Origin of the sequence: Streptosporangium album, from assembly GCF_014203795.1 — a bacterium.
GTDB lineage: Bacteria > Actinomycetota > Actinomycetes > Streptosporangiales > Streptosporangiaceae > Streptosporangium > Streptosporangium album.
This window is the reverse complement of sequence record NZ_JACHJU010000005.1, coordinates 24,677-51,239: the sequence shown is the minus strand read 5'-3', so window position 1 is coordinate 51,239 and position 26,563 is coordinate 24,677. Positions and strand designations below refer to the sequence as shown.

Sequence of the window (26,563 nt, the reverse complement as noted above, 5' to 3'; positions counted from 1 at the left end):
GGTCAGCGAGTGGGTACGTTTGTGTTGATTTATGTCGGCTTAGGTTAAAACTGGACGTATGGCGGGGGCGGTGCGTGTAGTGCGGCCGCCGACCACCGGATGAGAGACGGGGGTGACGGATGAGCACTAGCGATGGGCGGCCGGTATGAAGGCCGTCGTCTTCGCCGGCACCCGCTCGGTCGCGGTCGAGATGGTCAAACCCGGGGACCGGGTGGTGATCCCGACCCACGTGTACTGCGGAGTGTGCGTCAACTGCGCGCGGGGACTGTCGGCCGCCTGCCTGCGGGTGCGCCCGGGTGGCTTCGGCGCGGCGTACGGTTACGCGGGCATGGGGCCTTACCGCGGCGCGCAGGCCGAGCTGCTGAGGGTGCCCTTCGCCGACGCCAACTGCATCCCGGTGCCCGGGGAACCGGGCGACGATCGTGAAGACGATCTGGTGTTGCTGGCCGACGCGTTCGTGACCGGGTGGCATGCGACCGAGTTGGCGCAGGTGACCGCGGGCGCGACGGTCGCGGTGTTCGGCGGGCTGGTGGCCTGGCGCCCGGCTGGTCAACCCGACCGGGCATCTGGGCATCATCGGGCCTGCAGAGGGCTGCCGGTTTCCGGGTGCAGGAAGGCAGATTGAGCTGCGTCACCGGAATCGGTTCGCGGGCCTGGGACCGGCTGTTCGCCGGGCCGCGCCCCGTCGAACTACCCCCTTCCGCGAACTGGCCGGACGCGTCCACCGTGCCGTGGCCACACCAGGTGACCTGCTGTTCCGCATCCGGGCCCGCGGCGGCCGGGTGGACGGGGTGGTCTTCCATATGGGTGATCGCTTCTTGGCGCTAGAGAAAGGGCAACCATGAGTGACATTCCCCTCAGCAAGCAGGTCAGGGTCGTCCACCGCGAAGCCCTCGACAGAAACACGACGCAGACTCCTGGGCTGATCCGCGAAGTAGCCTTCGATGCCCGGAACCCGGACGCAGCACATCTTTCGGCGTTCCTGAGCACGGTCAAGCCCGGCGCGGCAACCGGAGCGCACCATCACGGGGAGCAGGAAACCGTCCTGTACGTCATCAGCGGCACGGCCCGGTACCGGTGGGGGGACCGGCTGGAGAACGTGGCGGAAGCGGGACGCGGTGACTTCGTGTTCGTCCCCGCCCATGTCATTCACCAGGAGATCAATGCCTCCGCCGAGTACGAGACGGTCTGGGCAGTTGTGCGGTCCGGCGTGGACCCGATCGTTGTCAACCTCCCTGAGCTCGACAAATACATCGAGGCGCCGGCGGTCGAGTACACCGTCCCGGAATAGACCACTGAGTGGCTATGAACGTGGCCCCAGTTGAACGCTTGGGTTCTAAAGGTGGTCGCAACACCTGACCCCAAGGGGGCAGCTGTCTTGCGGTGGAAGCATCGGTGTGCTCTTGCCCGCGCGCACGATTGCGGCCCTTCCACGAGGCAACCGGCCCCTTCAAGGACCCGCCCGCGAGTGATCTTGCTGCGGTGCTGTGGCGAGCGCCGACTCGATCCAAGGGGAGCTCCTGGCGCTCCCCCTTGCAGGGGAGGCGCCTCCCTCGCTATGGGGAGTAATGCCCGGTGTGCGGCCTCTACTGTCGCAGTCATGGTTGATTCTGATCGCCCACGACGCTGGCCGGCTTACGCGCTGGCGGTCCTGTTCCTCGGGTACGCCGCGGGGAAGGCCGCCTTCGCCCTGCAGGCCCGGCTCGGGTTCCCGGGCGGCCCGCCCGTGTCGGCTGCCGATACCGGAAGCTACTTCATGGACGCGGCCACCGCACAGTGGCTCGCAACCGCGTCCGGCGTGTTGGGTGCGTGCGTCGCCATCGCCACGGTCACGGCGCTGGGGCGCAGGGTGCCGAGAACGTTGATGCTGCTCGTGCTGGTCGGGATGCTACTGGCCGTCGGCGGCGGCGCGGGGATCATGATCGCGGACGGGTTCGTCGGCATCGGTGTGGGCTGGCAGTGGTACCACGGCGTCCTCGGGATCCTTGTGATCGGGCTGTTCCTGGAGATGATCCGGTCCTACGCGGCGGCGACGAGACGTGTCGCGGGCTGATCGGGCGCGGGTGGGCGCGTATGGGGCGGCGGCGTGCGCCGCGGCCTACGGATCGATGAAGCTCGCCCAGGCGCTGGGGGCCAATGCGCTGGCCGACAAGGACCCGTTGCCTCCACAGCTGCGCGAAATGTTGCTCGCACGTGATCCCTTGTTCGTGGCGAGCCACTGGTTGCTGGCCGGTGCCGCGGTGGTCGGTGTCATCGTCGCGTTGGCCACCGTGCGGCCCTGGGGTGTGACCGTCCCGCGCCGGCTGCTGCTCGCGATCGCCTGGACGCTGGGGGTCTTCATGATCGCCCGGTCGATCGGGGGGCTGGGGTTCGGCTTCGTCGGCGACGCACTGCTGCTGACCGGGGTCCGCCCGGCGCCGGTCGAGCACGCCGCGCTGGCTCGCACCTTGGCGCGCTGGGATCTGCTGCTGTGGTCGCCGTTCTTCCTGCTCTGGGGGATGTGCTGGGCAACGGCCGGATGGCGGCTAGGCAGGCGCGGCTCGCTCGCCAACAACAGGCGGCACTTTCGGTGACTCTTAGCCGACCAGGCCGCGCCACCGATCAGGGGTGCCGGCAGTCCCGGCGAAAAATCCAACAGATATACACCTGAGCTGCGGTGATGCGGGGGTCGCAGCCGGACTGTGAGATCACTTCCGCCATGTTCTGCCTGGGTTGTTTCGGCGTGGCGCGTGTCGTCAGGTTGAGTGCAGGGCAGCGAAATCGGTGTGGGCTTGCTCGGCCTCCTCCTTCGGATGTGGCCGGGTTCGTGTCGGTCGGTCAGGTGGTCGGTTTCGTCGACCAGTTCGATCTCGATGGCCAGGACGGGGACCCGCAGCAGACCAACGCCCTGGCCTGGGCGGCAGCCTCCGCGATCTGCGCGACCCGGCCGCCGGCGTACGGCCGACGATCTCGGCCACTTCGGCGAAGGAGTAGCGGAAGACGGGGATTCGATGCCTTCCTGCTGCTGTCGGGACATGGCGTACCAGCGGGCGTAGGTCTCCTGTACGACATCCTCGGCATCGGCCAGGGAGCCCAGCAGCCGGTAGGCCTCATTCAAGGCCGGCCGCGCCGCCTGATTCAGCACGGAACACCAACCGCAACGACTGGGGCGTGAACTGGAACGCCGCGACCGCTGTCCTGGTCAGTCCCGAAGGTGACGCTGGAGTTCGACGTCGCCGCGAACCGGCTGTCCCTGGAGAACACGCCGTTCTTCAGGGACAGCCGGTCACGTATCACCACGTCAAAACCCTCGCTGGGGTCGCAGGTCCCCGGACGGGCGGTCACACGGACTTTCCTTAACCGGCCGGTGCGGGCGCTAGCCCGGCCGGCTCCGGGTAGTGACCGATGTATGACGGTCAGGGGATTCACCGGGCGGGTCGCGGAGTTCTGGACCCGGGCCCGCCACCGCCACGGCTGGCTGGACCATCTGGTCCGCGCCTGTCTGAGCTACGACCAGGTGGGCGGTGGACGGCTGTCGGCGGCCCTCACCTATTATGCGTTCTTCGCGCTGTTCGCACTTGGACTGCTGGGCTTCTCGATCATCGGACACATCCTGAACAGACCGCAGGTGATAAGCACCGTGCAGCTGTATCTGACCGACAACTTCCCCCGTCTCGACGTACGGGCCCTGCTTGACGCCAGGAGCACGGCAGGGGTGATCGCCTTCATCGGTCTGCCGATCACCGGCCTGTTCTGGATGGACACCCTGCGGTCGGCGATCAGGGCGATCTGGCGGATCGAGGAGTATCCGGGCCGCTTCCTGCTCCGGTCGGCCTGGAGATCCTCAAATCACTCGGTCAGTTCTACCTCGAACTCACCGCGTCCAATCCCGCCTACCAGGTCGTGGCCGGCGCCGTCGCGCTCCTCGTCTTCCTCAAGATCCTCAACCAGCTCATCCTGTTCGCCGCCGCGCTCACCGCCACCGGCACCACCGGTGACATCGTCGACCTGGCCGTACGCCGTACGCCGTCCTCTCCGGCGGCACTGATATGACCCCTCCCCCGGCCCAGGGGTCTCCTGAGGAGTACGGGCGCGTCCCGGCGCTCCGCCCGGCGGAGGGCGACGAGGTCACCGGGGTGATGGCCGAGGTGTCGGCCATCGGGCCGTACTTCGCCATCTCGACGGAGACCGCGGAGAGGGCCGGCCCGGTCTGGCGCCCGCTCACCGAACTCCATACCGACGTCGGCGCCCTGCGCGCCTGGACCGGCCACGTCGGACGGCGGCTGGGCACCGGCGAGACCCGGGTCGCCGCCTCGATCCTGTTCCAGGGGCTGGCCGCCCGGCTCTGGTCGCCGGTCGTCGGCGCGGTCGCCGCCCGCGGACTGCTCGTGGACCTGGCTCCGGCGGACCTCCACTGGCGACCCGTCGAGAGCGGCCCGGTCCCCCTGTGGACGGCCCGCCCGACCGGCTGGGAGGTCGCCGGACCGGACCGGGCCGCCGCGCCGGCCTACCGCACCGTGATGACCGGGCTACTCGAACCGCTGGCGCTGGCCGTACAGGAGGTCACCAAGATCGCGCCACGGCTGCTGTGGGGCAACGCGGCCTCGGCCCTGGCCGGGACCCTGCCGGCCATCGCGTGCGAGAGGCCGGACATCGTCCCACGGGCCGCCTCGCTCATCCGCGAGCTGCTGGCTCTCGGGGTGCTGGAGGGGACCGGCGACCTCGCCGAGGCGGCCCCGGGCCACCACTCCTTCGTCCGGCGCAGTTGCTGCCTCTACTATCGGCTGCCCGGCGGCGGCATGTGCGGGGACTGCGCGCTGCCGGCCCCGAAGGCCCGCCACGGCCAGGGGGCGTGATCTCCGCGGCGGGCCGGAGCGGATCCGTGCCCCCCGGCGGTCCTCGGGCTCCTCCCCCGCGCCGATACTGGAACGGTGTTGAGCAGTCACCGCCTCCGGGTTCTCCTGGAGGTCTTCAGGACAGGGAGCATCGCGGGAGCCGCCCGTAGCCTGCGGCTCTCACCGTCCGCCGTGTCCCACCAGCTCTCCAGACTGGAAGAGGAGGCCGGCGTGGGCCTGGTCGAGCGGGGGGCGCAGAGCCTGCGGCTGACCGCCGCCGGGCGGCGGCTCGCGACCAGGGCGCAGGAGGTCCTCGACATCATCGAGGCCGCGGAGAAGGATCTGCTGGCACAGGCCAGGGCCGACGCCGGGCAGCTGCGGATCGGGTTCTTCGCCTCGGCGGGGTATCGGCTGCTGCCGCTGGCGCTGTCGACCTTCACCGCCCGGCACCCCGCCGTGGAGCTCGACCTGGTGCTCGGCCAGCCACACGAGCTCCTGCCGGACCTGGAGCGCGGCGCGCTCGACATCCTGGTGGTCTTCGAGCACGCACTCGATCCCTGGAAGCCGCCGGAGGGGGTCGAGGTCACCCATCTGTTCGACGAGCCGCAGCTTCTCGTCGTGCCGCCGGGCCATCCGGCGGGGCAGCAGCGGCGCGTACAGCTCTCCGACCTGGCCGACGAACCGTGGATCACCACCTACGGCACCGACACGCCGGTCTCGGTGCTGGAACGGGCCAGCGCGCTGGAGGGGTTCAGCCCGACGATCCGGTGCCGCAGCGACCACTACGAGGTCACGCTCGGCCTGGTCAGGGCCGGGCTGGGGGTGGCCCTGGTGCCCAGCCTCGGCGCGCAGGGCGCCTCGGGCATCCAGGTGTGCCGGTTGGACGGGCCCCGCCTCTACCGCAGGATCGGCGCCGCCACCCGCCCGACCAACCCCAACCCGGCGCTGCGCTCCTTCATCGACTACCTGCGCGACGCCTCGGCCCAGCTCCGCAACGCCCTTCGCTGAGGCCTCGGCGCCCTCAGCGGGGGCCGTCGGGCAGGCCCGCCAGGCGGCCGATGGCCAGGCCGGCCTGCCGTACCCTCTCCACCAGGGTGTGCTCGGCCCCGGCGGGGCCGTTGGCCAGCACGGCGTACCCGATCCGGCGGCCGGCGCCGACCATCACCCCCACGTCGGCCCGCACCCCGGTGTCGGTGCCGGTCTTGTTGGCCGTCCAGACCGTCCCGGCGGGAACGGAGAGGGGCACCTGCCGCTCCTCCGGCTCGTGCGGCAGCAGGGCGGGGACCAGGCTCCGGTCGGTGTTGTGCGCCATCCAGCCGAGCAGGAGCCGCTCCCACTCCCGGCGGCCGTCGAGCCCCGCCGCGAACCGTGCGAGCTCGCCCGCCGTACCGACGGCGAACGTGGGCGGGTGCGCGGGCAGGCGCGGCTCGCGGATCCGGTCGAGGATGCGTGTGCGTACGAACCCGAGTTCGGCGGCTCCCTCGGCCACCCGGTCCAGGCCGAGCCGGCGGAGCAGCGCGTTGGTGGCGGTGTTGTCGCTCACCGACGCAGTGAGCACGGCGAGGTCCCCGATGGCCCAGTGGCGGCCGGAAAGGATGCCGAGGAGGCCGGAACCACCGCAGCGGTCGTCCTGCAGCAGCTCCACGGTCTCGGCGGGATCGAGCGTCCCCGCGGCGATCTCCCGCGCCACCACGGCGAGCAGCAGCAGCTTGCCGGTGCTCGCCAGGGTCAGCTCGACGTCTTCGTGGAGAGAGATCAGCCCCGGCACCGAAACGGCCACCGTGCACGCGCCGCCCTCGCCTCGCGCGTTGAGTTCTGTCATCGCCGCATCCTCCCAGAGGCCGCGATCACGGCCGATCGCGGGATCGTCGTTCACGTGCGCAGCACCGTCCCCGGCCGGGCGCCGGTCGCGGCTCCGTCCCTGACCACGGTCTCGCCGGCGACGATCACCGAGTGGATCCCCGACGGGGGGACCAGCGGGTCGGCGAAGGTCGCGCCGTCGGTGATCGAGCCGGGGTCGAAGACGACCAGGTCGGCGTGGGCGCCGTCCCTGATCACACCCCGTCCGGCGAGCCCGAACCTGGCCGCGGCCATGCCGGTCATCTTGTGCACCGCCGTCTCCAGGCTCAGCAGGCCCAGCTCCCTGACGTAGCGCCCGAGGACACGGGGGAACGTCCCCGCCCAACGGGGGTGGGGACGGCCGCCGGGCTTGGGCACGCCGTCGGAGCCGATCATCGAGTAGGGCGCGGCCAGTACCCGCCGCACATCGTCCTCGATCATGGAGTGGCTGATGATCGTCACCTCACCACGCTCGGCGACGAGCAGGGCCGCGGCCACGTCGAGGGGGTCCTGCCCGCGCTCGGCGGCCAGCTCGGCGACCGTGCGCCCCTCCGTCTCGGGGTGACGTGGCGCGCAGGCGATGGAGATGCGGTCCCAGCCGCCGTTGCCGACGGTGTTCTCCCAGCCGGGGACGCCTTCGGCGATGGCCCTGCGCATCCGATCGCGCTGGTCCGGGTCGGCCAGCCGCGCCGTCAGCGCCGAGACCCCGCCGTCCGAGGCCCAGGGCGGGAGCATCGCGCCCAGCGCCGTGCTTCCGGCGGTGTAGGGGTAGACGTCACAGGTCACGTCCATGCCCTCGGCGCGTAGGGCGGCGATCCTGGGCAGGGTGCGCTCGGTGCGCCCCCAGGCGTACTTGCCCGCCGTCTTGTGGTGGGAGACGTGCAGCGGGGCGCCGCTCCTGCGTGCGATCTCCACGGCCTCCTCCAGCGCCTCCTGCACGCGGGACATCTCGTCACGCAGGTGGGTGACGTACGGCTTGCCGTGCCGGGCCGCGACGGCCGCCAGCGCGACGACCTCGTCGGTGCCCGCGTAGGTGCCGGGGGTGTAGATGAGCCCGGTCGAGAGCCCTGCCGCGCCCGCCGACAGCGCCCGGTCCAGCAGCGCGCACATGGTGTCCAGCTCGCCGGGGGTGGCGGCGCGGTCGACGGGGCCGATCACCCCGGCGCGGAGCGTGCCGTGCCCGACCAGGGAGGTGAGGTGGTTGGCGCGGGGCACGGCGGCGTGCGCGGCGGCGAACTCGGCGAAGCCCTCGTACATTCCGACGTCTCCGCCGAAGGAGATCCGGCTCTCCGCGCGCATCTCGGCCAGCCGTTCCGGCTGCGCGGGGAAGAGGCTGGAACCGCAGTTCCCGCAGATCTCCGTGGTGACCCCCTGCAGGACGGCGGCCCGGACCAGGTCTCCGCCCCGTTCGCCGTCGATCAGGGTGACACCGTCGGAGTGGGTGTGCACGTCGATGAAGCCGGGGGTGACGGCGAGGCCGGCCAGGTCGGCGGTCTCGCGCGCGACGGCGGGGGCTCCCGGGGACAGGAGGGTGAGACGGCCGGCGAGGACGCCGACGTCGGCGTGGCGGGAAGCGCCGGGGCCCGCGGTGCCGTCGACCACCAGGCCGCCCCGGAGCAGCAGGTCGAAGTGGGTCACAGGACCTGCCCGAGGAAGGCGCGGAAGCGTCCGTGGCGCGGGTTGGCGAGCACGTCACGGGGGTGTCCCTGCTCGACGATCACCCCGCCGTCGATGAAGACCAGGTGGTCGCCGACCTCGCGTGCGAAGCCCATCTCGTGAGTCACCACCATCATCGTCATGCCGCTGGCGGCGAGGTCCCGCATGACGGCGAGCACCTCCTGGACCAGCTCGGGGTCGAGCGCGCTGGTCGGCTCGTCGAAGAGCATCAGCTTGGGGTCCATCGCCAGGCTGCGGGCGATCGCGACACGCTGCTGCTGGCCTCCGGAGAGCTGGGCGGGATAGTGGCCGGCGCGGTCCGCCAGGCCCACGCGCTCCAGCAGGCGCAGCGCCCTCTTCCTGGCCTCGCCCCTGGAGACGCCCTTGACGACGACCGGGCCCTCCATGACGTTCTCCAGCGCGGTGCGGTGCGGGAAGAGGTTGAAGCGCTGGAACACCATGCCGATGTCCTGCCGCTGGCGGCAGAGCCGGGCGGGGCTCAGGTGGTGGAGCCGGTCTCCCTGTTCGGCGTAGCCGATCAGGTCACCGTCCACCCAGATGCGGCCCGAGTCGATGGTCTCCAGCCGGTTGACGCAGCGCAGCAGCGTCGACTTACCGGACCCGGACGGGCCGACGACGCAGATCACGCCGCCTTCCGGCACGTCCAGGCTGATGCCCTTGAGCACCTCGACGGAGCCGAAGCACTTGCGCACCGAGCGGATCCTCACCATGGGTTCGGCCATCACACGTTCCCCCTGCTGAACGGCCGCAGGTTGCGGCGGACCCTGACCTGCAGCGCGTGGTGTCCGCGCTCGAACCGCTTCTCGACGAAGTGCTGGCCGACGCTCGCGACGGTGGTGAGCACGATGTACCAGATGGAGGCGACGATCAGCATCGCGATCACTTCGAAGTTGCCGAGATAGATGCGCTGGGACACGGTCAGCAGCTCGGCTCCGGCGATGACCGAGACCATCGAGGTGGTCTTGAGCATCGAGATGAACTGGTTGCCGGTGGGTGGGATGATCACCCGCATCGCCTGGGGCAGCACCACCCGGCGGAGCACCTGCCGGTGCGACATGCCGATCGCCTCGGCCGCCTCGCGCTGGCCCGGGTCCACCGAGCGGATGCCGGCGCGGACGATCTCGGCCATGTAGGCGCCTTCGTTGATCGCCAGGCCGAGCAGGGCCGCGGTGAAGGGGGTGATCAGCTCGTTGGCCTGCCATTCGACCAGCTTGGGGCCGTCGAACGGCACGCCGATGCCGAAGGTGGGGAAGACCAGCCCGATGTTGAACCAGAAGATCAGCTGGACCAGCAGCGGGGTGCCGCGGAAGAACCAGGTGTAGAGCCCGGAGGCGCCCCGCAGCACGGGGCTTCCGGACAGCTGCATCACCGCGGCGAGGACTCCCAGTGCCAGGCCGATCACCATCGACAGCACGGTGAGCTGGATCGTGACCCACAGGCCGCCGAGGACTCTGCCGTCCGTCAGATATTCGGCGATGACGTCCCAGTGCAGGTTCTCGTTGACGATGACCGTGTACGCCAGCCAGACGAGGACGGCTCCGGCGGCCGTGGCCACGATCCACCGGCCGGGCCGGGGCGGGCGGACGGCGTCGATGGGAAGCTCCGGGGCCTCGACGGCCCCGGGGTCCTTGGTCACTTCCATGGCGTGGTGTTCACCGTCACCTCGGGCACCGCGTTGCTCGCCACGCCGTACTTCTCCAGGACCGCCTTGTATCCGCCGTCGGCCGCCAGTTCCTGCACGGCCTTGGCCACGGCGTCGCGCAGCGCGGTATTGCGGCGGTCGACCGCGATGCCCCAGGGGCCGGCGTCGTACTGCTCGGGCAGCACGTCGTATTTCCCGGTGTCCTTGGCGTACATCGCCGCGACGGGTGAGTCGACGATGGTGGCGACGGCGCGTCCGGAGTCGATGCTCAGCAGGCCGGTCGGCGCGTCCTCGCTCTGCATGATCTGCATCTTCTTGGCGCACTTCTCGTCCTGCCGCTGCCCGATCGCGAGGTTCGAGCTGCCCTTGGCCAGCACGACGGCGCGGCCGCACAGGTCCTGGAGGGTCTTGATGCCTTCGGGGTTGCCCTTCTTGACCATGATGGCGCCGCCGGCGTTGAAGTAGTCGACGAAGTCGACGGCCGCGCGGCGCTCCTCGGTGTCGCTCATCGAGGACATCACCACGTCCCACCGGCCTGCCTGCAGGCCGGGGATCAGACCGTCGAAGGCCGCATTGGTAATCTTCACCTTCAGGCCGAGCTTGGCGGCGATGGCGGCGGCGAGGTCCGGGTCGACGCCGGTGAGGTCCTGGGTGCCCGGCTTGTACATCTCCATGGGCGGGTAGCCCTCCGAGGTCGCCATCCGGAGTTCGCCCGTCTTCCGTACGGCCTCGGGCACCAGGTCCTTGGCGGACTTGCCCTGCGCGGCGGCGGCGCCCGCGCCGGCGTCGGTTCCCGACGAGGAGCGCCCGCAGCCACCGGCGAACGCCGAGACCGCCAGCGCGACAGCAAGGACCGAATACAGGCGCTTTGTCATAGAACCTCCCGGTTTGCGAATGATGAGCTCATGGTTTCGGGAGGAGGTAACAGCCCCAACGCACGTGAATGCTTGCGAGTCTCAGCCTCGAAAACTTTGACGCTAAGACTGGACAAAAGCCATCAAGCTCTACCTTCGACCCCATGAACCTGGTGATCGAGAACGGCTGGCCGCGCACCACGACGTGGACCGGCGGGGAACTGCGCATCGGCGGCGTCGGCGTGCGGGAGCTGGCCGCCGAATTCGGTACGCCCGCCTACGTGCTCGATGAGGAGGAGTTCCACAGCCGCTGCGCCGAGTGGCGCGACGCGCTTCCCGGCGGGGAGGTGCACTACGGCGGGAAGGCCTTCCTCTGCTCCGAGGTGGTGCGCTGGCTGGACGCGGCCGGGCTCTGCCTCGACGTGTGCACCGGGGGCGAGCTGGCCGTGGCGATGGCCGGGGGCATGGACCCGGGGCGGGTGGTCTTCCACGGCAACAACAAGTCGGTCGCCGAGCTGCGCCGCGCCGTCGCCTGGGGCGTCGGCTGCGTGGTCGTGGACTCCTTCGCCGAGATCGAGCGCCTGACCACCGTGGCGGCCGAGGCGGGGGTACGGCAGCGCGTGATGGTCCGGGTGACTCCCGGGGTGGAGGCGCACACCCACGAGTTCATCGCCACCGGGGGCGACGACTCGAAGTTCGGGTTCTCGCTCGCCGCCGGACTGGCGGCCGAGGCGGTCCGCCGGGTCCTGGAGGCCGCTTCCCTGGAGCTGGTCGGGCTGCACTCCCACATCGGCTCCCAGATCACCGACCTGGGCGGCTTCACCCTGGCCGCCCGCCGGATGGCCGGGTTCCTGCGGGCCTGCGAACACGAGCACGGCGTGACGATCCCCAAACTCGACCTCGGCGGCGGCCTGGGCATCGTCTACCGGCCGGGTGACCCGGTGCCGCCGAGCCCTGCCGAGGTGGTCGCGGCGCTGCGCGAGGTCGTGCCGGCCCGCCTGCGGCTCGCCGTGGAACCGGGCCGCTCGATCGCCGGGCCCACCGCCGTCGCCCTCTACGAGGTGGGCACCGTCAAGGAGATCCCCGGCGTCAACACCTACGTCAGCGTGGACGGCGGGATGAGCGACAACCCGCGCCCCGCGATGTACGGCGCCGCCTACACGGGCCTTCTGGCCTCGCGCGTCTCGGATGCCCCGCTCCGTGAGGTCACCGTGGTCGGCAGGCACTGCGAGAGTGGTGACGTGCTCGTCCGCGACCTGCCGCTACCCGCCGACGTACGGCCCGGAGACCTGCTGGCGGTGCCCGCCTCAGGCGCCTACCAGCGATCGATGGCGAGCAACTACAACCATGTGACGCGGCCGCCGGTGGTCGCCGTCCGCGACGGATCGGCCCGCGTGATCGTACGCAGGGAGACCGAGGAGGACCTGCTCCGTCTCTACGTCTGAGCTCTGCGTCTGAGCTCTGCGTCTGAGCTCTGCGTCTGAGCTCTACGTCTGAGCTCTACGTCTGAGTGCCGCGGGCCGGCATGGGGAGGCGGCCCGCGAGAGAACTTCCGGGCTGCCGCACCGCCCTGCCCGGCGGCGCGGCGCGGAGAATCACACTCCGTACTCGACCGTGAGCACCGCGCGGGCCAGCGCGTGGTAGTTGACCGTCCCGCTGAAGACCGCGGCCGTCTGGTCCGGGGTGACCTCGATGCTTCCGACGCCGAGGGCGTGGACGGCGAAGACGTAACGGTGGGGCGGCCCGGGAGGCGGCGCCGCCCCCCCGAAGTCGAAGGTGCCGTAGTCGTTGCGGCCGTGCAGCGCCCCCTTGGGGAGCCCCTCCATCGTGCCGCTCCCGGCGCCGCGCGGCAGCTCGGTCACCTCGGCGGGGATGTCGACCAGCAACCAGTGCCACCAGCCGCTGCCGGTGGGCGCGTCGGGGTCGAAGCAGGTGACCGCGTAGGCCTCCGTCCCCTCCGGGGCACCTGACCAGCGCAGATGCGGGGAGAGGTTGCCCGCTTCATAGACGTGCGCGTCAGGCAGGACGCCACCGTCGGCGAGATCCTCGCTTATGACGGTGAACGCCGGAACCTGGCGCAGGTAGTCGTAGGGCAGCGGTGCGCGCTCAGCCATCATTCCCCCGGATTGTCGATCGGGAACCACTCATCCCCTCCGGGAGGTATCCCGGCAGCAGTGGATCATGATGCCTTTCCCATTCCCTGTCAAGGGTTGACGCTGAGTCATTGTCAGCAACCGGCGTTCACGCTGGGTGACAGCTGCTTGTGAGCTTGCTCCCGGTGGAAGAGGACGAGCGCCGCGGCGACGATACCGCCGATCTTCCAAGGGCACTTGCTGACGTTCCGCAGTGCCTTGAACCGCATCTTGAGCTGGGCGTTCGCTCGTTCGGCGAGGGCTCGGAGCGCACCGTGGACCTTGTTGTACTGGATCTGATCGTCGGTGAGTGTGCCACCCCGAGACCTCTTGTACGGCAGGCGAAACCCCATACCCGCATCGACGTAGCCGAGGTCGGCCAACGTGATCAGCCCGTCCTCGGCGGCCTTGGCCAGCGGGTCGAGGAGGCCGTGCAGGCGGGCACAGGTGAGATCGTGTTCACGGCCGGGCCGTACCTCAGAAGTCCACAGCGGGTCGCCGCCGGGGCTGGACAGGACCTGAATGTTGCCGCCGTGCTGCTTGTGTTTTCCACTCCACCACAGGTCGGCGCCGTTCGGGCCCAGGGCGCGGCAGCGGTCGGTTTCGATCAGCGTGCCATCCAGATGCAGGTGGGTGTAGCCGGCGGCCTTCGCCGCCGTGAGCGCCTCCTGTAGCGTCGGCGCCTGGGCCTTCAATACGGTGACCCCTTCTTCGACGTACCGATCACAGGTCGCGTGCGAGATGGCGTTATCGGCGGCCGGCCGGGCGATCCGAGCGCCGTCCACCAGCCAGCGGATGATCAGAACGGCCTGCTTGAACTCGCCCAGCGCCCGAGTGCCCGCGCGGGTGCGGCGCCGTACCCGCTCGGCGCGCAACAGCCCGGCCAGAAACAGCACAACCTCGCGCGGCATGTCCAACTCGGCTGTGTAGGTGATACTGGAGGTCACGTGAAGCCCTTGTGTGCGGTGCGGTGGATCCTTCGACAAGACCCACCCCTACCAGGGGCTTCACGCTTTTCTCTACTTGATCACTCCCACGCCCGCCGTGATCGGCTACACACGGTCATCGACCGTTGCTGACAACGTCTCAATGCGAACTGGACCGACATGCGTCCCCGCAGCCTCCCGATGCCCTGAACGGCCCCGGAGCCCCCCGCACGCGCAGACGCCGCCTCCTTCGCGAGCCGCGTTCACAGCATGTCGCTTTTCTGCCTGGCTGAGCAGAATGGCCTTCATCGGTTCTTTTATCATATTGTTGTGCCCTGAATCTGGAGATTCCGTGAACCCGCTTTCCTTCAGAAACAACCTGGCCGAACTGTTCGAGGCGAGGGTGGCGGCGGCTCCAGACGCCGAAGCGGTGGTCAGCGGCCAGACCCGACTCACCGCCGCCGAACTGAACGGACGAGCCAACGCCCTGGCCCGCAGACTGACAGCCGCCGGCGTCGGACCCGAAACCCCGGTCATGGCACTCCTGCAACGATCAGCCGACGTGATGGTCACCCTGCTCGCGGTCATCAAAGCCGGCGGCACCTACGTCCCCCTCCACCCCGACCTACCCCTGAGCAGAATGCGCTGGATCGCCGAAAAGACCGGCGCCCCCGTCATCGTCACCGACACCACCCACACCACCCACGACCTGATGCACCACCTCCAGGCCGAGACCGGGGGAACCGACACCACCCACACCACCCACGACCTGATGCACCACCTCCACACCATGGTCGTCGGGACCGAAAGCGACCCCGAGAACCTGAACCTGGACATCGACCCACACCGGCTGGCATACACGATGTTCACCTCCGGCTCCACCGGAGAACCCAAAGGCGTCGCCGTCACCCACCGCAACGTCGCCTCCTTCGCCGCCGACCACCTGTGGAACAGCCCCCACCAGCAACGCGTCCTGTTCCACACCGCCCCTCCTTCGACGTCTCCATGTACGAACTATGGGTCCCCCTCCTCAACGGCGGAACCATCGTCGTAGCCCCACCCGGCGTGGTCGACACCTCCGTCATCCAATGGGCACTGAAAGACGAACAGGTCACCGCGATCTTCCTGACCACCGGCCTGTTCAACGTCCTGGCGGAGGACTCCCCCGCCGCACTCGCGAAGATCCCGGAGCTGTGGATCGCCGGCGAAGCCGCCTCTCCTGCCACCGTCGAACGCGTCCTGCTCGCGGGCGGCAACATCCACAACGGCTACGGCCCCACCGAGACCACCATCTACGTCACCGCCCACCACATCACCGAACCCGGACCCCTCGTCCCGATCGGCCGCCCCCTCGACAACACCCGCGCCTACATCCTCGACCAACACCTCCGCCCCGTCCCCCAAGGCGCCCCCGGCGAGCTCTACATCGCCGGCGACCATCTGGCCCGCGGCTACCTCGGCCGCCCCGACCTCACCGCCGAACGCTTCGTCGCCTGCCCCTACGACGAACCCGGCTCACGCATGTACCGCACCGGCGACCTCGCCCGATGGCTCCCCAACGGCCTCATCGACTACCTCGGCCGCGCCGACGACCAAGTCAAAATCCGCGGCATCCGCATCGAACTCGGCGAAATCGACACCAACCTCGCCCGCCACCCCGCCCTCGCCCAGAACACCACCCTCGTCAGAGAAGACCAACCCGGCGACAAACGCCTCGTCACCTATGTGGTCCCACACCGGCCCGCAGATGACGCCACCACGAACACCGACCTCACCGCACAGCTACGACGATTCGCCGAAGAGACACTGCCCGCCTACATGGTCCCCTCCGCCTTCGTCGTCCTGGACGCACTACCCCTCAACCACAACGGCAAGATCGACCGGCGCGCCCTGCCCGCACCCGCATGGCAGGAACCCACCACCGCGCGACAGGAGCCCCACACCGAAGCCGAGGAACTGGTCGCCGAGATCTGGACCGAAGTGCTCGGCCTGGACCGGATCGGCGTACACGACGACTTCTTCGCCCTCGGCGGCAACTCACTGCTGGCCATCAGGGTCGTCTCCCGGATCAGAGCGGCCGTGGACCTGCAGATCCCGGTGGACGCGGTCTTCACCAACCCCACAGTCGAAAGGCTGGCCGACGCCGTCGAGGCCCTGCTGATCGCGGACATCGAAGAACAGACCTCCTGACCTCCTGAGCAGAGCCGATAATCCCCTAGGAAGGAAAAGCCTCGGATGACCGAGCAGCTGTCAGAACGGGCCGTCGCCCTCCCGGCGGACAAACGCGCACTCCTGTCGCAGCGACTGCGTGGCCGGGCCGCGAGCGCCACCGTTCAGCAACGCCCTGAGGGGACCGATCCGCCGCCGTCCAGCGGGCAGGAACGGCTGTGGTTCATGGAGCAGCTGGCTCCAGGGAACACCGCCTACACGATCCCGCTGACCGTGCGCCTCACGGGTCCGCTGGACACCGCCCTCCTGCAGGAGGCGCTGACGGCGCTGACCGCCAGGCATGAGGCCCTGCGGATGCGGTTCCCCACCACCCAGGACGGGCAGCCGAGGGTCGTCGTCGACGGGCCGGGGCCCGCCGTGCTGAAGGTCATCGAAGCGGACGGCGCCGAGCGGGCCTCGGAGCTCGTCGGCGAGGAGCTGAGCCGCCCCTTCGACCTGGCGACCGACACGCTGCTGCGGGCGGTCCTGGTCCGCGTCGGACCCGACGACCACGTGCTCCTGCTCGCCGTCCACCACATCGTGAGCGACGGCCAGTCCCTGGAGATCATGCTCGGTGAGCTGCTCAGGCTGTACGGCGGGCTCCGTGAGGGCACGACGGCGACGCTGCCCGAGCAGACCGTCCAGTTCGGCGACTTCGCCGTGTGGGAGCGGGAACGGCTGGCGGGACCCGACGTCGAGCCCGACGTCGCCTTCTGGCGCGAGCAGCTGGCCGGGCTGTCCGACCTGGAGCTGCCGACCGACCATCCGCGCCCGGCCGAACAGCGCTTCGACGGCGCGGTCCACACCTTCGCCTGGGACGCCGAACTGATCGAGGCCGTGCGCGAGCTCGGCAGGGCGCACGGCGCCACCCTCTACATGACCCTGCTCTCGGCCTACCAGGCGGTGCTCGCCCGGCACGCGGGCCAGGACGACTTCGCGGTGGGCTCGCCGGTGGCCGGACGGCCCTACCGCGAGCTGGAGGACGTGGTCGGATCCTTCGTCAACATGGTGACCCTGCGCAGCCGTACCGGTGACGACCCGACCGTCGCCGAGCACCTGCTCCGCACCAGGGAGACCGTGCTCGGCGCGCTCGCCCACCAGGGCTATCCCTTCCACCAGCTCGTCAACGACCTGCGTGTGGAACGGGACCCCGGCCGCTCGGCGATCTTCCAGGCGACCTTCACGCTCACCAACCTGGTGGAGCGTGAGGAGTTCCTCGGCGGGCTGGGCGTCGGCCCGTTCGATCCGCCGCTCGCGATCACCCAGTTCGACCTCGCGCTCTACCTCACCGAGACCGACGAGGGGGTGGACGGCCTCTTCACCTACCGCACCGACCTGTTCGAGCCCGCGTCGATCGAGCGGATCGAACGCTCGATGCTGCGGTTCCTCCAGGAGGCCGTCTCCGACCGCGACCGCCGTCTGTCGGAGGTGTCGCTGCTCGGCGACGGGGAGCGCGAGTCGCTGCTGGGCGCCTGGGCGGGCACCCGCATCTGGCGGCCCGCGCACCGCACGCTCGGAGAGATGGCCGAGGCCCAGGCGGCACGGACCCCGGACGCGCTCGCCCTCGTCGCCGGGGAGCGGTCGCTCACCTTCGCCGAGCTGCACCGCCGGGCGAACCGGCTGGCCAGGCGTCTACGGGATTCCGGCGTCGGCCCCGACTCGCGCGTCGCGATCTGCCTGGACGGGACCGTGGACGCCGCCGTCGCGATCCTCGCGGTGCTCAAGGCGGGCGGCGCCTACCTGCCGCTCGACCCCGAGCAGCCCCGTGACCGGCTGGACTTCCTGCTCGCCGACTCGTCGGCCGTCGTGCTGGTCACCGACTCGGCGCTGCGGGACCGGACCGAGGGTTTCACCGGTCCGACCGTCGAGCTGGACCGGCTGGACGAGGGCGACGACACGCCGCTGGAACCGCTCGCGGGCCCCGGTGACCTCGCCTATGTGATCTACACCTCCGGCACCACCGGGCGGCCCAAGGGCGTCGGTGTGCAGCACCGGCACATCGTGGCCTACCTGGAGTACATCCGCGAGGAGTACGACATCGTGCCCGGTGCCGCCTTCGGGTTGCTCCAGTCGCTCGCCTTCGACTTCAGCATGCTGATGTTCTATCTGCCGCTCACCGGGGGCGGCACCCTTCACCAGCTGCCCCGCCGCGGCTCGGGACCCGAGCTGGCCGAGGCCCTGCAGGACCTCGACTACCTGAAGATGCCCCCCTCCCACCTCGCCGCGCTGGGCGCGGAGGTGGAGCCCGAGCGGCTGCTGCCACGCCGCGCGCTCGTCCTGGCGGGCGAGGCGTCGCCGACCGCCTGGGTCCGTGACCTGGCCTCCCGTGCGGGCTGCGCGATCTTCAACAGCTACGGCCCGACCGAGACGGTCGTCGCGGTGACCACCGAGCGGGTGGACCCCGCCGCGCCCGCGCCCGGTACGGCCTGGCCCATCGGCCGGCCGCTGCCCGACGTCCGCGTCTACGTGCTGGACCAGGCGCTCCGTCTGGTCCCGCCGGGCGTCGCGGGAGAGCTCTACATCGGCGGCGACACCCTGGCCCGCGGCTACCTCGGCCGTCCGGCGTTGACCGCCGAGCGTTTCGTCGCCGACCCGTACGGCGCGCCGGGAACGCGGATGTACCGTACGGGCGACCTGGTCCGCAGGCTCGACGACGGGCGGCTGGAGTTTCTCGGCCGCACCGACCACCAGGTGAAGATCCGCGGCTACCGGGTGGAGCTCGGCGAGGTCGAGGCGGCGCTCGGCACGCTCCCCGGGGTCGTCCAGGGCGTCGTGGACCTGCGCGACGACCGCCTCATCGCCTGGCTGGAGAAGGAGCCGGGCGCGGAGGAGAGCCCGGTGGCGGAGCTGCGGGCGCACCTGCTGGAGTTGCTCCCCGAGTACATGGTCCCCGGCCGGTTCGCCTGGCTCGACCGTTTCCCGCTCCAGGCCCACGGCAAGGTCGACCGGAAGGCGCTGCCGGACCCCGAGCCCGAGCGTCTGGACCAACGGCCCGGTCACATCGCGCCGGACGGTCCGATCGAGGAGGCCATCGCCGGCATCTGGGCGGGTGTCCTCGACCTCGAAAGGGTCGGCACCGGCGACAACTTCTTCGACCTGGGCGGTCACTCGCTCCTGGCCACCCAGGTCGTGGCGAGGATGCGCAAGGCCTTCCCCGAGAGCAAGCCGCCGATCGGCGTGCTGGAGATGTTCAAGCATCCCACGCTCGCCGAGCTCGCCGAGCTCGTCACCGAGCGCCGGGGCGACACGGTCGTGCAGCGCCGGATGCTGGCCGAGCTGACCCGCCCGATCGAGGCCAAGGACCGCGTCGGCTCCATCATCTGCGTGCCGTACGGCGGCGCCAACGCGGTCGTCTACCAGACGCTCGCCGACGCGATGCCCGCCGGATACTCCCTCTACGCGGTCGCCGCCCCCGGGCGCGAGCCGGGTGACGAGGAGCAGCTTCCCTACGCGGAGGTGGCGAGGCGCTGCGTCGAGGAGATCGCCGAACACATCAGAGGCCCGATCGTGGTCTACGGGCACTGCGCCCCCGGCAGCGCGCTGGCCGTGGAGCTGGCCCAGCGCATCGAGGCGTCCGGACGGGAGCTGGACGCCCTCTACCTGGGTGGCATCTTCCCGTTCGCCAAGCCCAAGGGCCGCTTCCTCGGCTCGCTCAGCGATCTGGTCAACGACCGCCTGCACGGCACCCGCACCATCGCGGCCGAGCTGCGCGCGCTCGGCGGCGACATGTCGGGGCTGGACGAGGAGCAGGCGGCCTTCACCGTCGAGCTGATGCGCCAGGACGGCCGGATGGCCGAGGAGCACTTCACCAGACTCCTGTCGACCGAGCAGCGGCCGCTGAAGGCGCCGATCATCTCGGTCGTCGGCGAGCGCGACCCGAGCACCGAGTTCTACCAGGAGCGCTTCAAGGAGTGGTGCTTCCTGTCCGGCTCGTCGTCGCTGGTCGTCATCGACGAAGCGGGCCACTTCTTCCCCAAGTACCGTGCCGACGAGCTCGCGGCGATCCTCACGGGCACCCACACCGCCGACGAGGCCTGGCGCCGGGAGCACTCGCGCGAGGCGGGTGGCACCTGGTGGCTCCAGGACAGCGTGGAGCGGCAGGCCGTGCACCAGGAGCGCGAGCCGAGCATGCGCCGGTTCCTGCCCGTCGCGCTGGGGCAGCTGATCTCGCTCACCGGGTCGGCCCTCACCGAGTTCGCGGTGCCGATCTGGATCTACACCATCACCGGATCACTGGCTCACTTCGGGCTCATCGCCCTGCTCGCTCTGGTCCCGGGCATCATCGTGGCCCCGCTGGCGGGCGCCGTGGTCGACCGCTACGACCGGCGGCGGGTGATGATCGCCGGTGACCTGGTGTCGGGTGTGACGCAGGCGGTGATGCTCGGCCTGCTGCTGACCGACCGGCTCTCGGTCGGCCCGCTCTACGTGCTGATAGCTTTCGTCTCGGTCTCCGTGACGTTCCAGCGACTCGCCTACCAGGCGTCGATCCCCCAGTTGGTGCCCAAACGCTATCTCGGGCACGCCACCGGCATCGTGCAGCTGGCGATCGGCACCGCCCAGTTCCTGGTACCGCTCATCGCGGTCGGCCTGCTCGCCGCGGTCGGGCTGAAGGGCATCCTGACCATCCAGGTGGCCGCCTACGCGTTCGCCGTCATCGTGGTCCTGCTCGTCAAGTTCCCCACCACGCTGGGGCTGCGCCGCCGCGAGCCGATCTCGGTGGAGATCGCGAACGGCTTCCGGTTCTCGCTGGGGCACCGGAGCTTCCGCAGCATGCTGTTCTTCTTCGCCGGGGTGAACCTCTTCCTCGCGCCCATGTTCGTCATGATCTCGCCGCTCGTCCTCTCCTTCGCCTCGCTCCAGGCGGCCGGGGCGGTCGCGGTCGCGGCCGGCGCGGGCGCGGTCACCGGCGGTGTCGTCATGAGCCTGTGGGGCGGCCCGACCCACCGCAGGCTGCGCGGCGCGATCGCCGCGACGATGCTGATGTCGGTCGCGGGCCTGCTGACCGGCCTGCAGGCCAACCTCTGGCTGATCGGCGTCGGCGCCTTCGGCATGTCCTTCGCGCTGGCTCTGATCAACGGCACGATCATGACGATCATCCTGGTGAAGGTGCCGCAGCGCTTCCAGGGCCGGATCATCGCGGTCAACACCATGATCGCTGCTGCTACCGTCCCGATCGGCTTCGGCGTCATCGCCCCGCTCGCCGGCCCGCTCCTGGACCCGTTGCTGGCCACCGGCGGCCCGCTCGCGAGCACCGTCGGCGCGATCATCGGCACCGGGCCGGGGCGCGGGATCGGACTGCTCTACCTGCTGTGCGGCCTCGGCATGGCCCTGCTGGTATTCGCCGGCCTCCGGATCCGGACCCTGGCGCGCTTCGACGACGAGGTGCCCGACGCGAAGCCCGACGACCTCATCGGCATCGAAACGCTGGAAAGGACCCACGCATCTTGAACACCGCCACCATCGCCTGGGAGATCAGGGACGGCCGTCCCGCCGCGGCCGACGCCCAGGGCGGGGATCTGGGCGAGACCTGCGACTGGCTGCGGGAGAACCGCGACGCCATCCGCGCGGGTCTGGACGAGCACGGCGCCCTCTATCTCCGGGGGCTGCCCGTGAAGGGCGTGGAGGACTTCGCCGAGGTACGCGACGCCCTGATCTCCAAGCTCGCCGGATACGTCGAGAAAGCCACTCCGCGCAGCCACTTCGGCAAGGACGTCTACTCGTCCACCGACCTGCCGCCGTCGCAGACGATCCGCCCGCACAACGAGAACAGTTACGCGCTCAGCTTCCCCGGGCTGCTGATGTTCGGCTGCCTGATCGCTCCCGACGAGGGCGGCGCGACCCCGGTGACCGACATGCGCAAGAGGTCGCCGCCTACTGCGCGGCCAACCACATCGCCCACGAGTGGGTGGGCGCTGACCAGCTCCGCACCGTGCAGCGCCGCTCGGCGACCATCCGCCACCCCGGTACCGGTGAGGAGGTCTGGTTCAACCACACGGTCTTCTGGAACGAGTGGTCGCTCGATGAGGAGATCCGCGAGGTGTTCGTGGAGGATCTCGGTCACGAGAATCTGCCCTTCAACACCGCCTACGGCGACGGCGAGCCGATCTCCAAGGAGGACGTCGAGGCCATCGACGAGGCCTACCGGCAGGCGACGGTGAGAGAAACGTGGCGTCCGGGTGACATTCTGATCGTCGACAACATCCTCTCCGCCCACGCCCGCGAGTCGTTCAAGGGCCCCCGCAAGATCGTGGTGACCATGGGTGACCCGGTCCCCCTGGACGCCTGCGAGCCGACCGTCCAGCCGCAGGCGGGCTTCGCCAGGGCCACGGCAGCGGCCGGCGGGGAGGCGGCCACGCCCGCCAAGGCTCGCCGCTGGTTCGGCCGCCGCTCCTGACAAGCCGCTTCTGACAAGCCGCTTCTGACAACGGGAGGCACCCCGGGCACGGGCCCGGGGTGCCTCCCGTTCTCTGTGCCGGTCAGGTCGGCGCCCGCTCACTCCCCGCGAGCCGGCGAGCTCCGCCAGCGCGGTCATGTCACGGCCGAGTCCGACCACGTCTCGCCAGATCTTCGAAGGAGAAGGCGAGCTCGACCTCGGGCACCCGACCGTCTGGCACGTGGCAGGACCGCCGCCTGGCGGAGGCGCGATTAGGGTCAGGCGCCGTCTTCGAGGTCTCCCTCCGTCTTGAGATAGACCTCCTGGAGACCGCGCAGGACGTCGGGGTCGGGGTGCTCCCACATGCCCCGCTCCACCGCCTCCAGCAGGCGTTCGGCGATGCCGTGCAGCGCCCAGGGGTTGGACTCGGTCAGGAATGCCTGGTTCTCCGGGTCCAGCACGTAGGTCGCGGCCAGTCTGTCGTACATCCAGTCGGCGACCACGCCGGTGGTGGCGTCGTAGCCGAACAGGTAGTCGACGGTGGCGGCCAGCTCGAAGGCGCCCTTGTAACCGTGCCTGCGCATGGCGGCCAGCCAGCGGGGGTTGACCACCCGGGCACGGAAGATCCTGGAGGTCTCCTCCGAGAGGGTCCGGGTGCGGACCGCGTCCGGACGGGTGCTGTCGCCGACGTAGGCGGCCGGCGCCTTGCCGGTGAGGGCGCGGACGGTGGCGATCATGCCGCCGTGGTACTGGAAGTAGTCGTCGGAGTCGGCGATGTCGTGCTCGCGGGTGTCGACGTTCTTGGCCGCCACCGCGATCCGCCGGTAGGCGCTCTCCATGTCCTGCCGAGCCGGGACCCCGTCGACGCCGCGACCGTAGGCGAAACCGCCCCACACCGCGTAGACCTCGGCGAGGTCGGCGTCGTCGCGCCAGTTGCGGCTGTCGATGAGCGGCAGCAGCCCGGCGCCGTAGGCCCCCGGCCGGGACCCGAAGATCCGCATGGTGGCCCGGCGCTCGTCGCCGTGGCTCTCCCTGTCGGCCAGCACGTGCGCCCGGACGTAGTTGAGCTCCACAGGCTCGTCCAGACCGGCGGCCAGCCGTACCGCGTCGTCGAGCATGGCCACCACGTGCGGGAACGCGTCCCGGAAGAACCCGCTGATCCGGACCGTGACGTCCACCCGCGGACGCCCCAGTTCCCCGGCCGGGATCGGCTCCAGCCCGGTGACCCGCCGCGACGCCTCGTCCCACACCGGCCGCACGCCGAGCAGCGCGAGCACCTCGGCCACGTCGTCCCCGGCGGTGCGCATGGCGCTGGTCCCCCACACCGACAGCCCGACCGAGCGCGGCCAGTCGCCGGTGTCGGCCCGGTAGCGTTCCAGGAGGGAGTCGGCCATCGCCTGCCCGGTCTCCCAGGCCAGCCTGCTCGGCACCGCCTTGGGGTCGACCGAGTAGAAGTTGCGGCCGGTGGGGAGCACGTTGATCAGGCCGCGCAGCGGCGACCCGCTCGGCCCCGCCGGGACGTAGCCGCCGTCGAGGGCGTGCAGGATCGCGTCGATCTCGTCGGTGGTCCGCGCCAGCCGGGGCACGATCTCGGTGGCCGCGAACCTCAGGATCCGCTCCACCAGACCGGGGTCCGCCGCGGCGGCCGGCCTCGGCTCCGTCTCGGAGGCGGTGACCGCATCAGCCGGAGCCGAGGACCGGGCCGAATCGACGCCCAGGACCGCGGCGACCGCACCGGCGGCGGCCGCCGGATCCCAGGACCGCTCCTCCATGGCCTCGACCAGCGCCCGTGCCAGTGTCTCCGCCTCGTCGGTGCCGGTACGGCCGGCCGTGCCGTCCTCGTTCAGGCCCAGGGCTTCGCGCAGTCCCGGAAGGGCCTCGCCGCCCGCCCACATCTGACGGGCGCGGAGCATCGCGAGCACCAGGTCGACGCGGGTCCCCCCGGTCGGAGCGGCGCCCAGCACGTGCAGGCCGTCGCGGATCTGGACGTCCTTGACCTCGCACAGCCAGCCGTCGACGTGCAGCAGGAAGTCGTCGAACTCGGCGTCGTGCGGCCGGTCGCCGATGCCCAGGTCGTGGTCGAGCCGGGCGGCCTGGATCAGGGTCCAGATCTGGGCGCGGATCGCGGGGAGCTTCGCCGGGTCCATCGCGGCGATGGAGGCGTGCTCGTCGAGCAACTGCTCCAGCCGGGCCATGTCCCCGTAGGTGTCGGCGCGGGCCATCGGCGGGACGAGGTGGTCGACCAGGGTGGCGTGGGCGCGGCGCTTGGCCTGGGTGCCCTCGCCGGGGTCGTTGACCAGGAACGGGTAGATCAGCGGCAGGTCGCCGAGCGCGGCGTCGGGTCCGCAGGAGGCCGACAGCCCGGTGGACTTGCCGGGCAGCCACTCCAGGTTGCCGTGCTTGCCCACGTGCACCACGGCGTGCGCGCCGAAACCGTCGGCCAGCCAGCGGTAGGCCGCCAGGTAGTGGTGGCTGGGGGGCAGGTCGGGGTCGTGGTAGATCGCGATGGGGTTCTCGCCGAAGCCTCTGGGCGGCTGCACCATGACCACGACGTTCCCGGCGCGCAGCGCGGCCAGCACGATCTCGCCGTCCGGGTGGTGCGTCCTGTCGACGAACAGCTCGCCCGGCGCGGGCCCCCAGTGCTCCTCCATCCGGGCGCGCAGGTCCGCCGGCAGCGTGCCGTACCAGCCGGTGTACCGGCTCGCCGCGATGCGCACCGGATTGCCGGCGAGCTGCTCCTCGGTGAGCCACTGCTCGTCCTGGCCGCCCGCCGCGATCAGCGCGTGGATCAGCGCGTCGCCGTCCTGCCCGGTCACGCCCGGCAGCTCTCCCTCGGCGCCGATGTCATAGCCCCGCTCGCGCATCACGGCCAGCAGCCTGACCAGGCTCGCGGGGGTGTCCAGGCCGACGGCGTTGCCGATCCGGGAGTGCTTGGTGGGGTAGGCCGACAGCATCAGCGCGATCCGCCGTTCGCCGGCCGGGACGTGCCGGAGCATGGCATGCCGTACGGCGATGCCCGCCACCCGGCGGGCCCGCTCCGGGTCGGCCACGTAGACGGTCAGCCCGTCCTCGTCGATCTCCTTGAAGGAGAACGGCACCGTGATGATCCGGCCGTCGAATTCGGGGATCGCGACCTGGGTGGCCGCGTCGAGCGGGGACAGGCCGTCGTCGTTCTCCTCCCAGGACGCCCGGCTGCTCGTCAGGCAGAGACCCTGCAGGATCGGCACGTCCAGCTCGGCGAGCGCGCCGACGTCCCAGGCCTCGTCGTCCCCGCCGGCGGACGCGGTGGCCGGGCGGGTGCCGCCGGCCGCGAGCACGGTCACCACCAGGGCGTCCACCGTACGGAGGACCTCCAGCAGGCCGGGCTCCGCGCTGCGCAGGGAGGCGCAGTAGACGGGCAGTGCCCGGCCGCCCGCGTCCTCGACCGCCGAGCAGAGGGCCTCGACGAAGGCGGTGTTGCCCGCGACGTGGTGGGCCCGGTAGTAGAGCACGCCGACGACCGGCCCGTCCGCGCGGCGCGGCTCGCGCTGCAGCACGCCCCAGCCGGGGGTGGGGGCGGGGGCGGCGAACCCGTGCCCGGTCAGCAGCAGGGTGTCGGACAGGAACCGGTGCAGCTCGACGAGGTTGGCCGGACCGCCGTGGGCGAGGTAGGCGTGCGCCTCGGCGCAGACCCCGCCGGGCACGGTGGACAGCTCCATCAGCTCGGCGTCGGGCGCCTGCTCGCCGCCGAGCACGACGACGGGCCGGGGCCCGGCGAGCAGGGCGTCCAGGCCCTCCTCCCAGGCGCGGCGCCCGCCCAGCAGCCGGACCACCACCAGGTCGGCGCCCTCCAGCAGGGGCGGCAGGTCCGCGGCGGCGAGCCGGGCGGGGTTGGCCGGCCGGTAGTCCGCCCCGCTCGCACGGGCGCTGAGCAGGTCGGTGTCGGAGGTCGACAGCAGGAGGATCACGCGCCACGCTCCGGCCGGGCGATGGGGCTCGCCGGTGACAGGGGACCGCGCGGGAACGGCGGATGAGGCCCGGCGGCGGGGCACGGCGGTGCCACGAGCTGCTGCGGGAACGGCGAAGAACGCACGGAGCTTCCTCCCTCGGGGTCCTCGC

The 26,563-nt window shown here is 70.8% G+C and carries 19 protein-coding genes and 4 pseudogenes; 14 read left to right on the top strand and 9 right to left on the bottom strand.

Annotated elements, in window-relative coordinates:
• The first annotated feature begins 145 nt into the window (after nucleotides 1-145).
• The 5 genes from FHR32_RS36515 (at nucleotide 146) to FHR32_RS36500 (ending at nucleotide 2,573) form a co-directional block, all read left to right on the top strand.
• Entirely contained in the window at nucleotides 146-625 is a 480-nt protein-coding gene (locus FHR32_RS36515) for an alcohol dehydrogenase catalytic domain-containing protein (protein ID WP_221466730.1), read from the top strand.
• Nucleotides 607-828, top strand: coding sequence for a Dyp-type peroxidase domain-containing protein (locus FHR32_RS47475; RefSeq protein ID WP_345006166.1), 222 nt, complete (start codon nucleotides 607-609; stop codon nucleotides 826-828). The genes FHR32_RS36515 and FHR32_RS47475 overlap by 19 nt, the downstream gene beginning before the upstream one ends.
• Before the next feature lie 13 nt (nucleotides 829-841).
• Nucleotides 842-1,291, top strand: a complete 450-nt coding sequence (locus tag FHR32_RS36510; protein WP_184759089.1) for a cupin domain-containing protein — start codon at nucleotides 842-844, stop codon at nucleotides 1,289-1,291.
• Between the two features lie 309 nt (nucleotides 1,292-1,600).
• A complete protein-coding gene (locus FHR32_RS36505) occupies nucleotides 1,601-2,053 on the top strand; it encodes a hypothetical protein (protein ID WP_184759088.1) in 453 nt (150 codons plus the stop codon).
• Nucleotides 2,040-2,573, top strand: a complete 534-nt coding sequence (locus FHR32_RS36500) for a DUF3995 domain-containing protein (RefSeq protein WP_184759087.1) — start codon at nucleotides 2,040-2,042, stop codon at nucleotides 2,571-2,573. Before FHR32_RS36505 ends, FHR32_RS36500 begins: the two co-directional genes overlap by 14 nt.
• Nucleotides 2,574-3,007: 434 nt before the next feature.
• On the opposite strand, the pseudogene FHR32_RS46350 reads toward FHR32_RS36500, so the two are convergent.
• Nucleotides 3,008-3,124 (bottom strand): annotated as a pseudogene (locus FHR32_RS46350) (sigma factor); the annotation flags it as partial.
• A gap of 264 nt (nucleotides 3,125-3,388) precedes the next feature.
• Here FHR32_RS46350 and FHR32_RS47470 point away from each other — a divergent pair.
• The 4 genes and pseudogenes from FHR32_RS47470 to FHR32_RS36480 all read left to right on the top strand — a co-directional run.
• Nucleotides 3,389-3,754, top strand: a pseudogene (locus tag FHR32_RS47470) (YhjD/YihY/BrkB family envelope integrity protein); the annotation flags it as partial.
• A 128-nt stretch (nucleotides 3,755-3,882) separates the two neighbouring features.
• Nucleotides 3,883-4,032, top strand: a complete 150-nt coding sequence (locus FHR32_RS45260; protein WP_246468393.1) for a hypothetical protein — start codon at nucleotides 3,883-3,885, stop codon at nucleotides 4,030-4,032.
• Nucleotides 4,029-4,835 carry a (2Fe-2S)-binding protein gene (locus tag FHR32_RS36485; RefSeq protein WP_184759086.1) on the top strand — a complete coding sequence of 269 codons (807 nt, stop codon included), beginning with the start codon at nucleotides 4,029-4,031 and terminating at the stop codon, nucleotides 4,833-4,835. Before FHR32_RS45260 ends, FHR32_RS36485 begins: the two co-directional genes overlap by 4 nt.
• Before the next feature lie 75 nt (nucleotides 4,836-4,910).
• The gene (locus tag FHR32_RS36480; protein ID WP_184759085.1) at nucleotides 4,911-5,822 is read left to right on the top strand and encodes a LysR family transcriptional regulator; all 912 of its coding nucleotides are present in this window, start codon (nucleotides 4,911-4,913) and stop codon (nucleotides 5,820-5,822) included.
• 13 nt (nucleotides 5,823-5,835) lie between these two features.
• On the opposite strand, the gene FHR32_RS36475 is transcribed toward FHR32_RS36480, so the two are convergent.
• From FHR32_RS36475 to FHR32_RS36455, 5 genes are read right to left on the bottom strand one after another with little or no spacing between them, the layout of a single operon-like run.
• Nucleotides 5,836-6,636 (bottom strand): serine hydrolase, encoded by an 801-nt coding sequence (locus FHR32_RS36475; RefSeq protein ID WP_184759084.1) that lies wholly within the window; start codon nucleotides 6,634-6,636, stop codon nucleotides 5,836-5,838.
• A 50-nt stretch (nucleotides 6,637-6,686) separates the two neighbouring features.
• Nucleotides 6,687-8,291 (bottom strand): N-acyl-D-amino-acid deacylase family protein, encoded by a 1,605-nt coding sequence (locus FHR32_RS36470; protein ID WP_184759083.1) that lies wholly within the window; start codon nucleotides 8,289-8,291, stop codon nucleotides 6,687-6,689.
• On the bottom strand, nucleotides 8,288-9,052 hold the full coding sequence (locus FHR32_RS36465) for an amino acid ABC transporter ATP-binding protein (RefSeq protein WP_281391174.1): 765 nt from the start codon (nucleotides 9,050-9,052) through the stop codon (nucleotides 8,288-8,290). The genes FHR32_RS36470 and FHR32_RS36465 overlap by 4 nt, the downstream gene beginning before the upstream one ends.
• On the bottom strand, nucleotides 9,052-9,972 hold the full coding sequence (locus tag FHR32_RS36460) for an amino acid ABC transporter permease (protein WP_184759082.1): 921 nt from the start codon (nucleotides 9,970-9,972) through the stop codon (nucleotides 9,052-9,054). Before FHR32_RS36460 ends, FHR32_RS36465 begins: the two co-directional genes overlap by 1 nt.
• Nucleotides 9,963-10,847, bottom strand: coding sequence for an ABC transporter substrate-binding protein (locus FHR32_RS36455; protein WP_184759081.1), 885 nt, complete (start codon nucleotides 10,845-10,847; stop codon nucleotides 9,963-9,965). The genes FHR32_RS36460 and FHR32_RS36455 overlap by 10 nt, the downstream gene beginning before the upstream one ends.
• 143 nt (nucleotides 10,848-10,990) lie before the next feature.
• Here FHR32_RS36455 and lysA point away from each other — a divergent pair, with 143 nt between their 5' ends.
• Complete coding sequence (gene lysA, locus FHR32_RS36450; RefSeq protein ID WP_246468392.1) at nucleotides 10,991-12,271, top strand: diaminopimelate decarboxylase; 1,281 nt, start codon at nucleotides 10,991-10,993, stop codon at nucleotides 12,269-12,271.
• Between the two features lie 150 nt (nucleotides 12,272-12,421).
• On the opposite strand, the gene FHR32_RS36445 is transcribed toward lysA, so the two are convergent.
• The gene (locus tag FHR32_RS36445; protein ID WP_221466727.1) at nucleotides 12,422-12,943 is read right to left on the bottom strand and encodes a YbhB/YbcL family Raf kinase inhibitor-like protein; all 522 of its coding nucleotides are present in this window, start codon (nucleotides 12,941-12,943) and stop codon (nucleotides 12,422-12,424) included.
• 110 nt (nucleotides 12,944-13,053) lie between these two features.
• Entirely contained in the window at nucleotides 13,054-13,869 is an 816-nt protein-coding gene (locus FHR32_RS36440) for an HARBI1 family protein (protein ID WP_184757841.1), read from the bottom strand.
• Between the two features lie 178 nt (nucleotides 13,870-14,047).
• Here FHR32_RS36440 and FHR32_RS47465 point away from each other — a divergent pair.
• The 4 genes and pseudogenes from FHR32_RS47465 to FHR32_RS36420 all read left to right on the top strand — a co-directional run.
• Nucleotides 14,048-15,282: pseudogene (locus FHR32_RS47465) on the top strand (AMP-binding protein); the annotation flags it as partial.
• Between the two features lie 123 nt (nucleotides 15,283-15,405).
• A complete protein-coding gene (locus tag FHR32_RS47460; protein ID WP_345005697.1) occupies nucleotides 15,406-16,074 on the top strand; it encodes a phosphopantetheine-binding protein in 669 nt (222 codons plus the stop codon).
• A 45-nt stretch (nucleotides 16,075-16,119) separates the two neighbouring features.
• Nucleotides 16,120-21,540, top strand: a complete 5,421-nt coding sequence (locus tag FHR32_RS36425) for a non-ribosomal peptide synthetase/MFS transporter (RefSeq protein ID WP_184759077.1) — start codon at nucleotides 16,120-16,122, stop codon at nucleotides 21,538-21,540.
• Nucleotides 21,537-22,486 (top strand): annotated as a pseudogene (locus FHR32_RS36420) (TauD/TfdA family dioxygenase). The gene FHR32_RS36425 and the pseudogene FHR32_RS36420 overlap by 4 nt, the downstream one beginning before the upstream one ends.
• A gap of 257 nt (nucleotides 22,487-22,743) precedes the next feature.
• Here FHR32_RS36420 and cobN read toward each other — a convergent pair.
• Nucleotides 22,744-26,412, bottom strand: coding sequence for a cobaltochelatase subunit CobN (gene cobN / locus FHR32_RS36415; RefSeq protein WP_184759076.1), 3,669 nt, complete (start codon nucleotides 26,410-26,412; stop codon nucleotides 22,744-22,746).
• Between the last annotated feature and the right edge of the window lie 151 nt (nucleotides 26,413-26,563).

Coding starts and splice junctions, on each gene's coding strand:
- FHR32_RS36445 (WP_221466727.1), bottom strand. CDS start 12,943: ATGATGGCTGAGCGCGCACCGCTGCCCTACGACTACCTGCGCCAGGTT.
- FHR32_RS47460 (WP_345005697.1), top strand. CDS start 15,406: ATGTACCGCACCGGCGACCTCGCCCGATGGCTCCCCAACGGCCTCATC.
- FHR32_RS36515 (WP_221466730.1), top strand. CDS start 146: ATGAAGGCCGTCGTCTTCGCCGGCACCCGCTCGGTCGCGGTCGAGATG.
- FHR32_RS36455 (WP_184759081.1), bottom strand. CDS start 10,847: ATGACAAAGCGCCTGTATTCGGTCCTTGCTGTCGCGCTGGCGGTCTCG.
- FHR32_RS36485 (WP_184759086.1), top strand. CDS start 4,029: ATGACCCCTCCCCCGGCCCAGGGGTCTCCTGAGGAGTACGGGCGCGTC.
- FHR32_RS36475 (WP_184759084.1), bottom strand. CDS start 6,636: ATGACAGAACTCAACGCGCGAGGCGAGGGCGGCGCGTGCACGGTGGCC.
- FHR32_RS36425 (WP_184759077.1), top strand. CDS start 16,120: ATGACCGAGCAGCTGTCAGAACGGGCCGTCGCCCTCCCGGCGGACAAA.
- FHR32_RS36510 (WP_184759089.1), top strand. CDS start 842: ATGAGTGACATTCCCCTCAGCAAGCAGGTCAGGGTCGTCCACCGCGAA.
- FHR32_RS36505 (WP_184759088.1), top strand. CDS start 1,601: ATGGTTGATTCTGATCGCCCACGACGCTGGCCGGCTTACGCGCTGGCG.
- FHR32_RS36460 (WP_184759082.1), bottom strand. CDS start 9,972: ATGGAAGTGACCAAGGACCCCGGGGCCGTCGAGGCCCCGGAGCTTCCC.
- lysA (WP_246468392.1), top strand. CDS start 10,991: ATGAACCTGGTGATCGAGAACGGCTGGCCGCGCACCACGACGTGGACC.
- FHR32_RS36465 (WP_281391174.1), bottom strand. CDS start 9,052: ATGGCCGAACCCATGGTGAGGATCCGCTCGGTGCGCAAGTGCTTCGGC.
- FHR32_RS36440 (WP_184757841.1), bottom strand. CDS start 13,869: ATGCCGCGCGAGGTTGTGCTGTTTCTGGCCGGGCTGTTGCGCGCCGAG.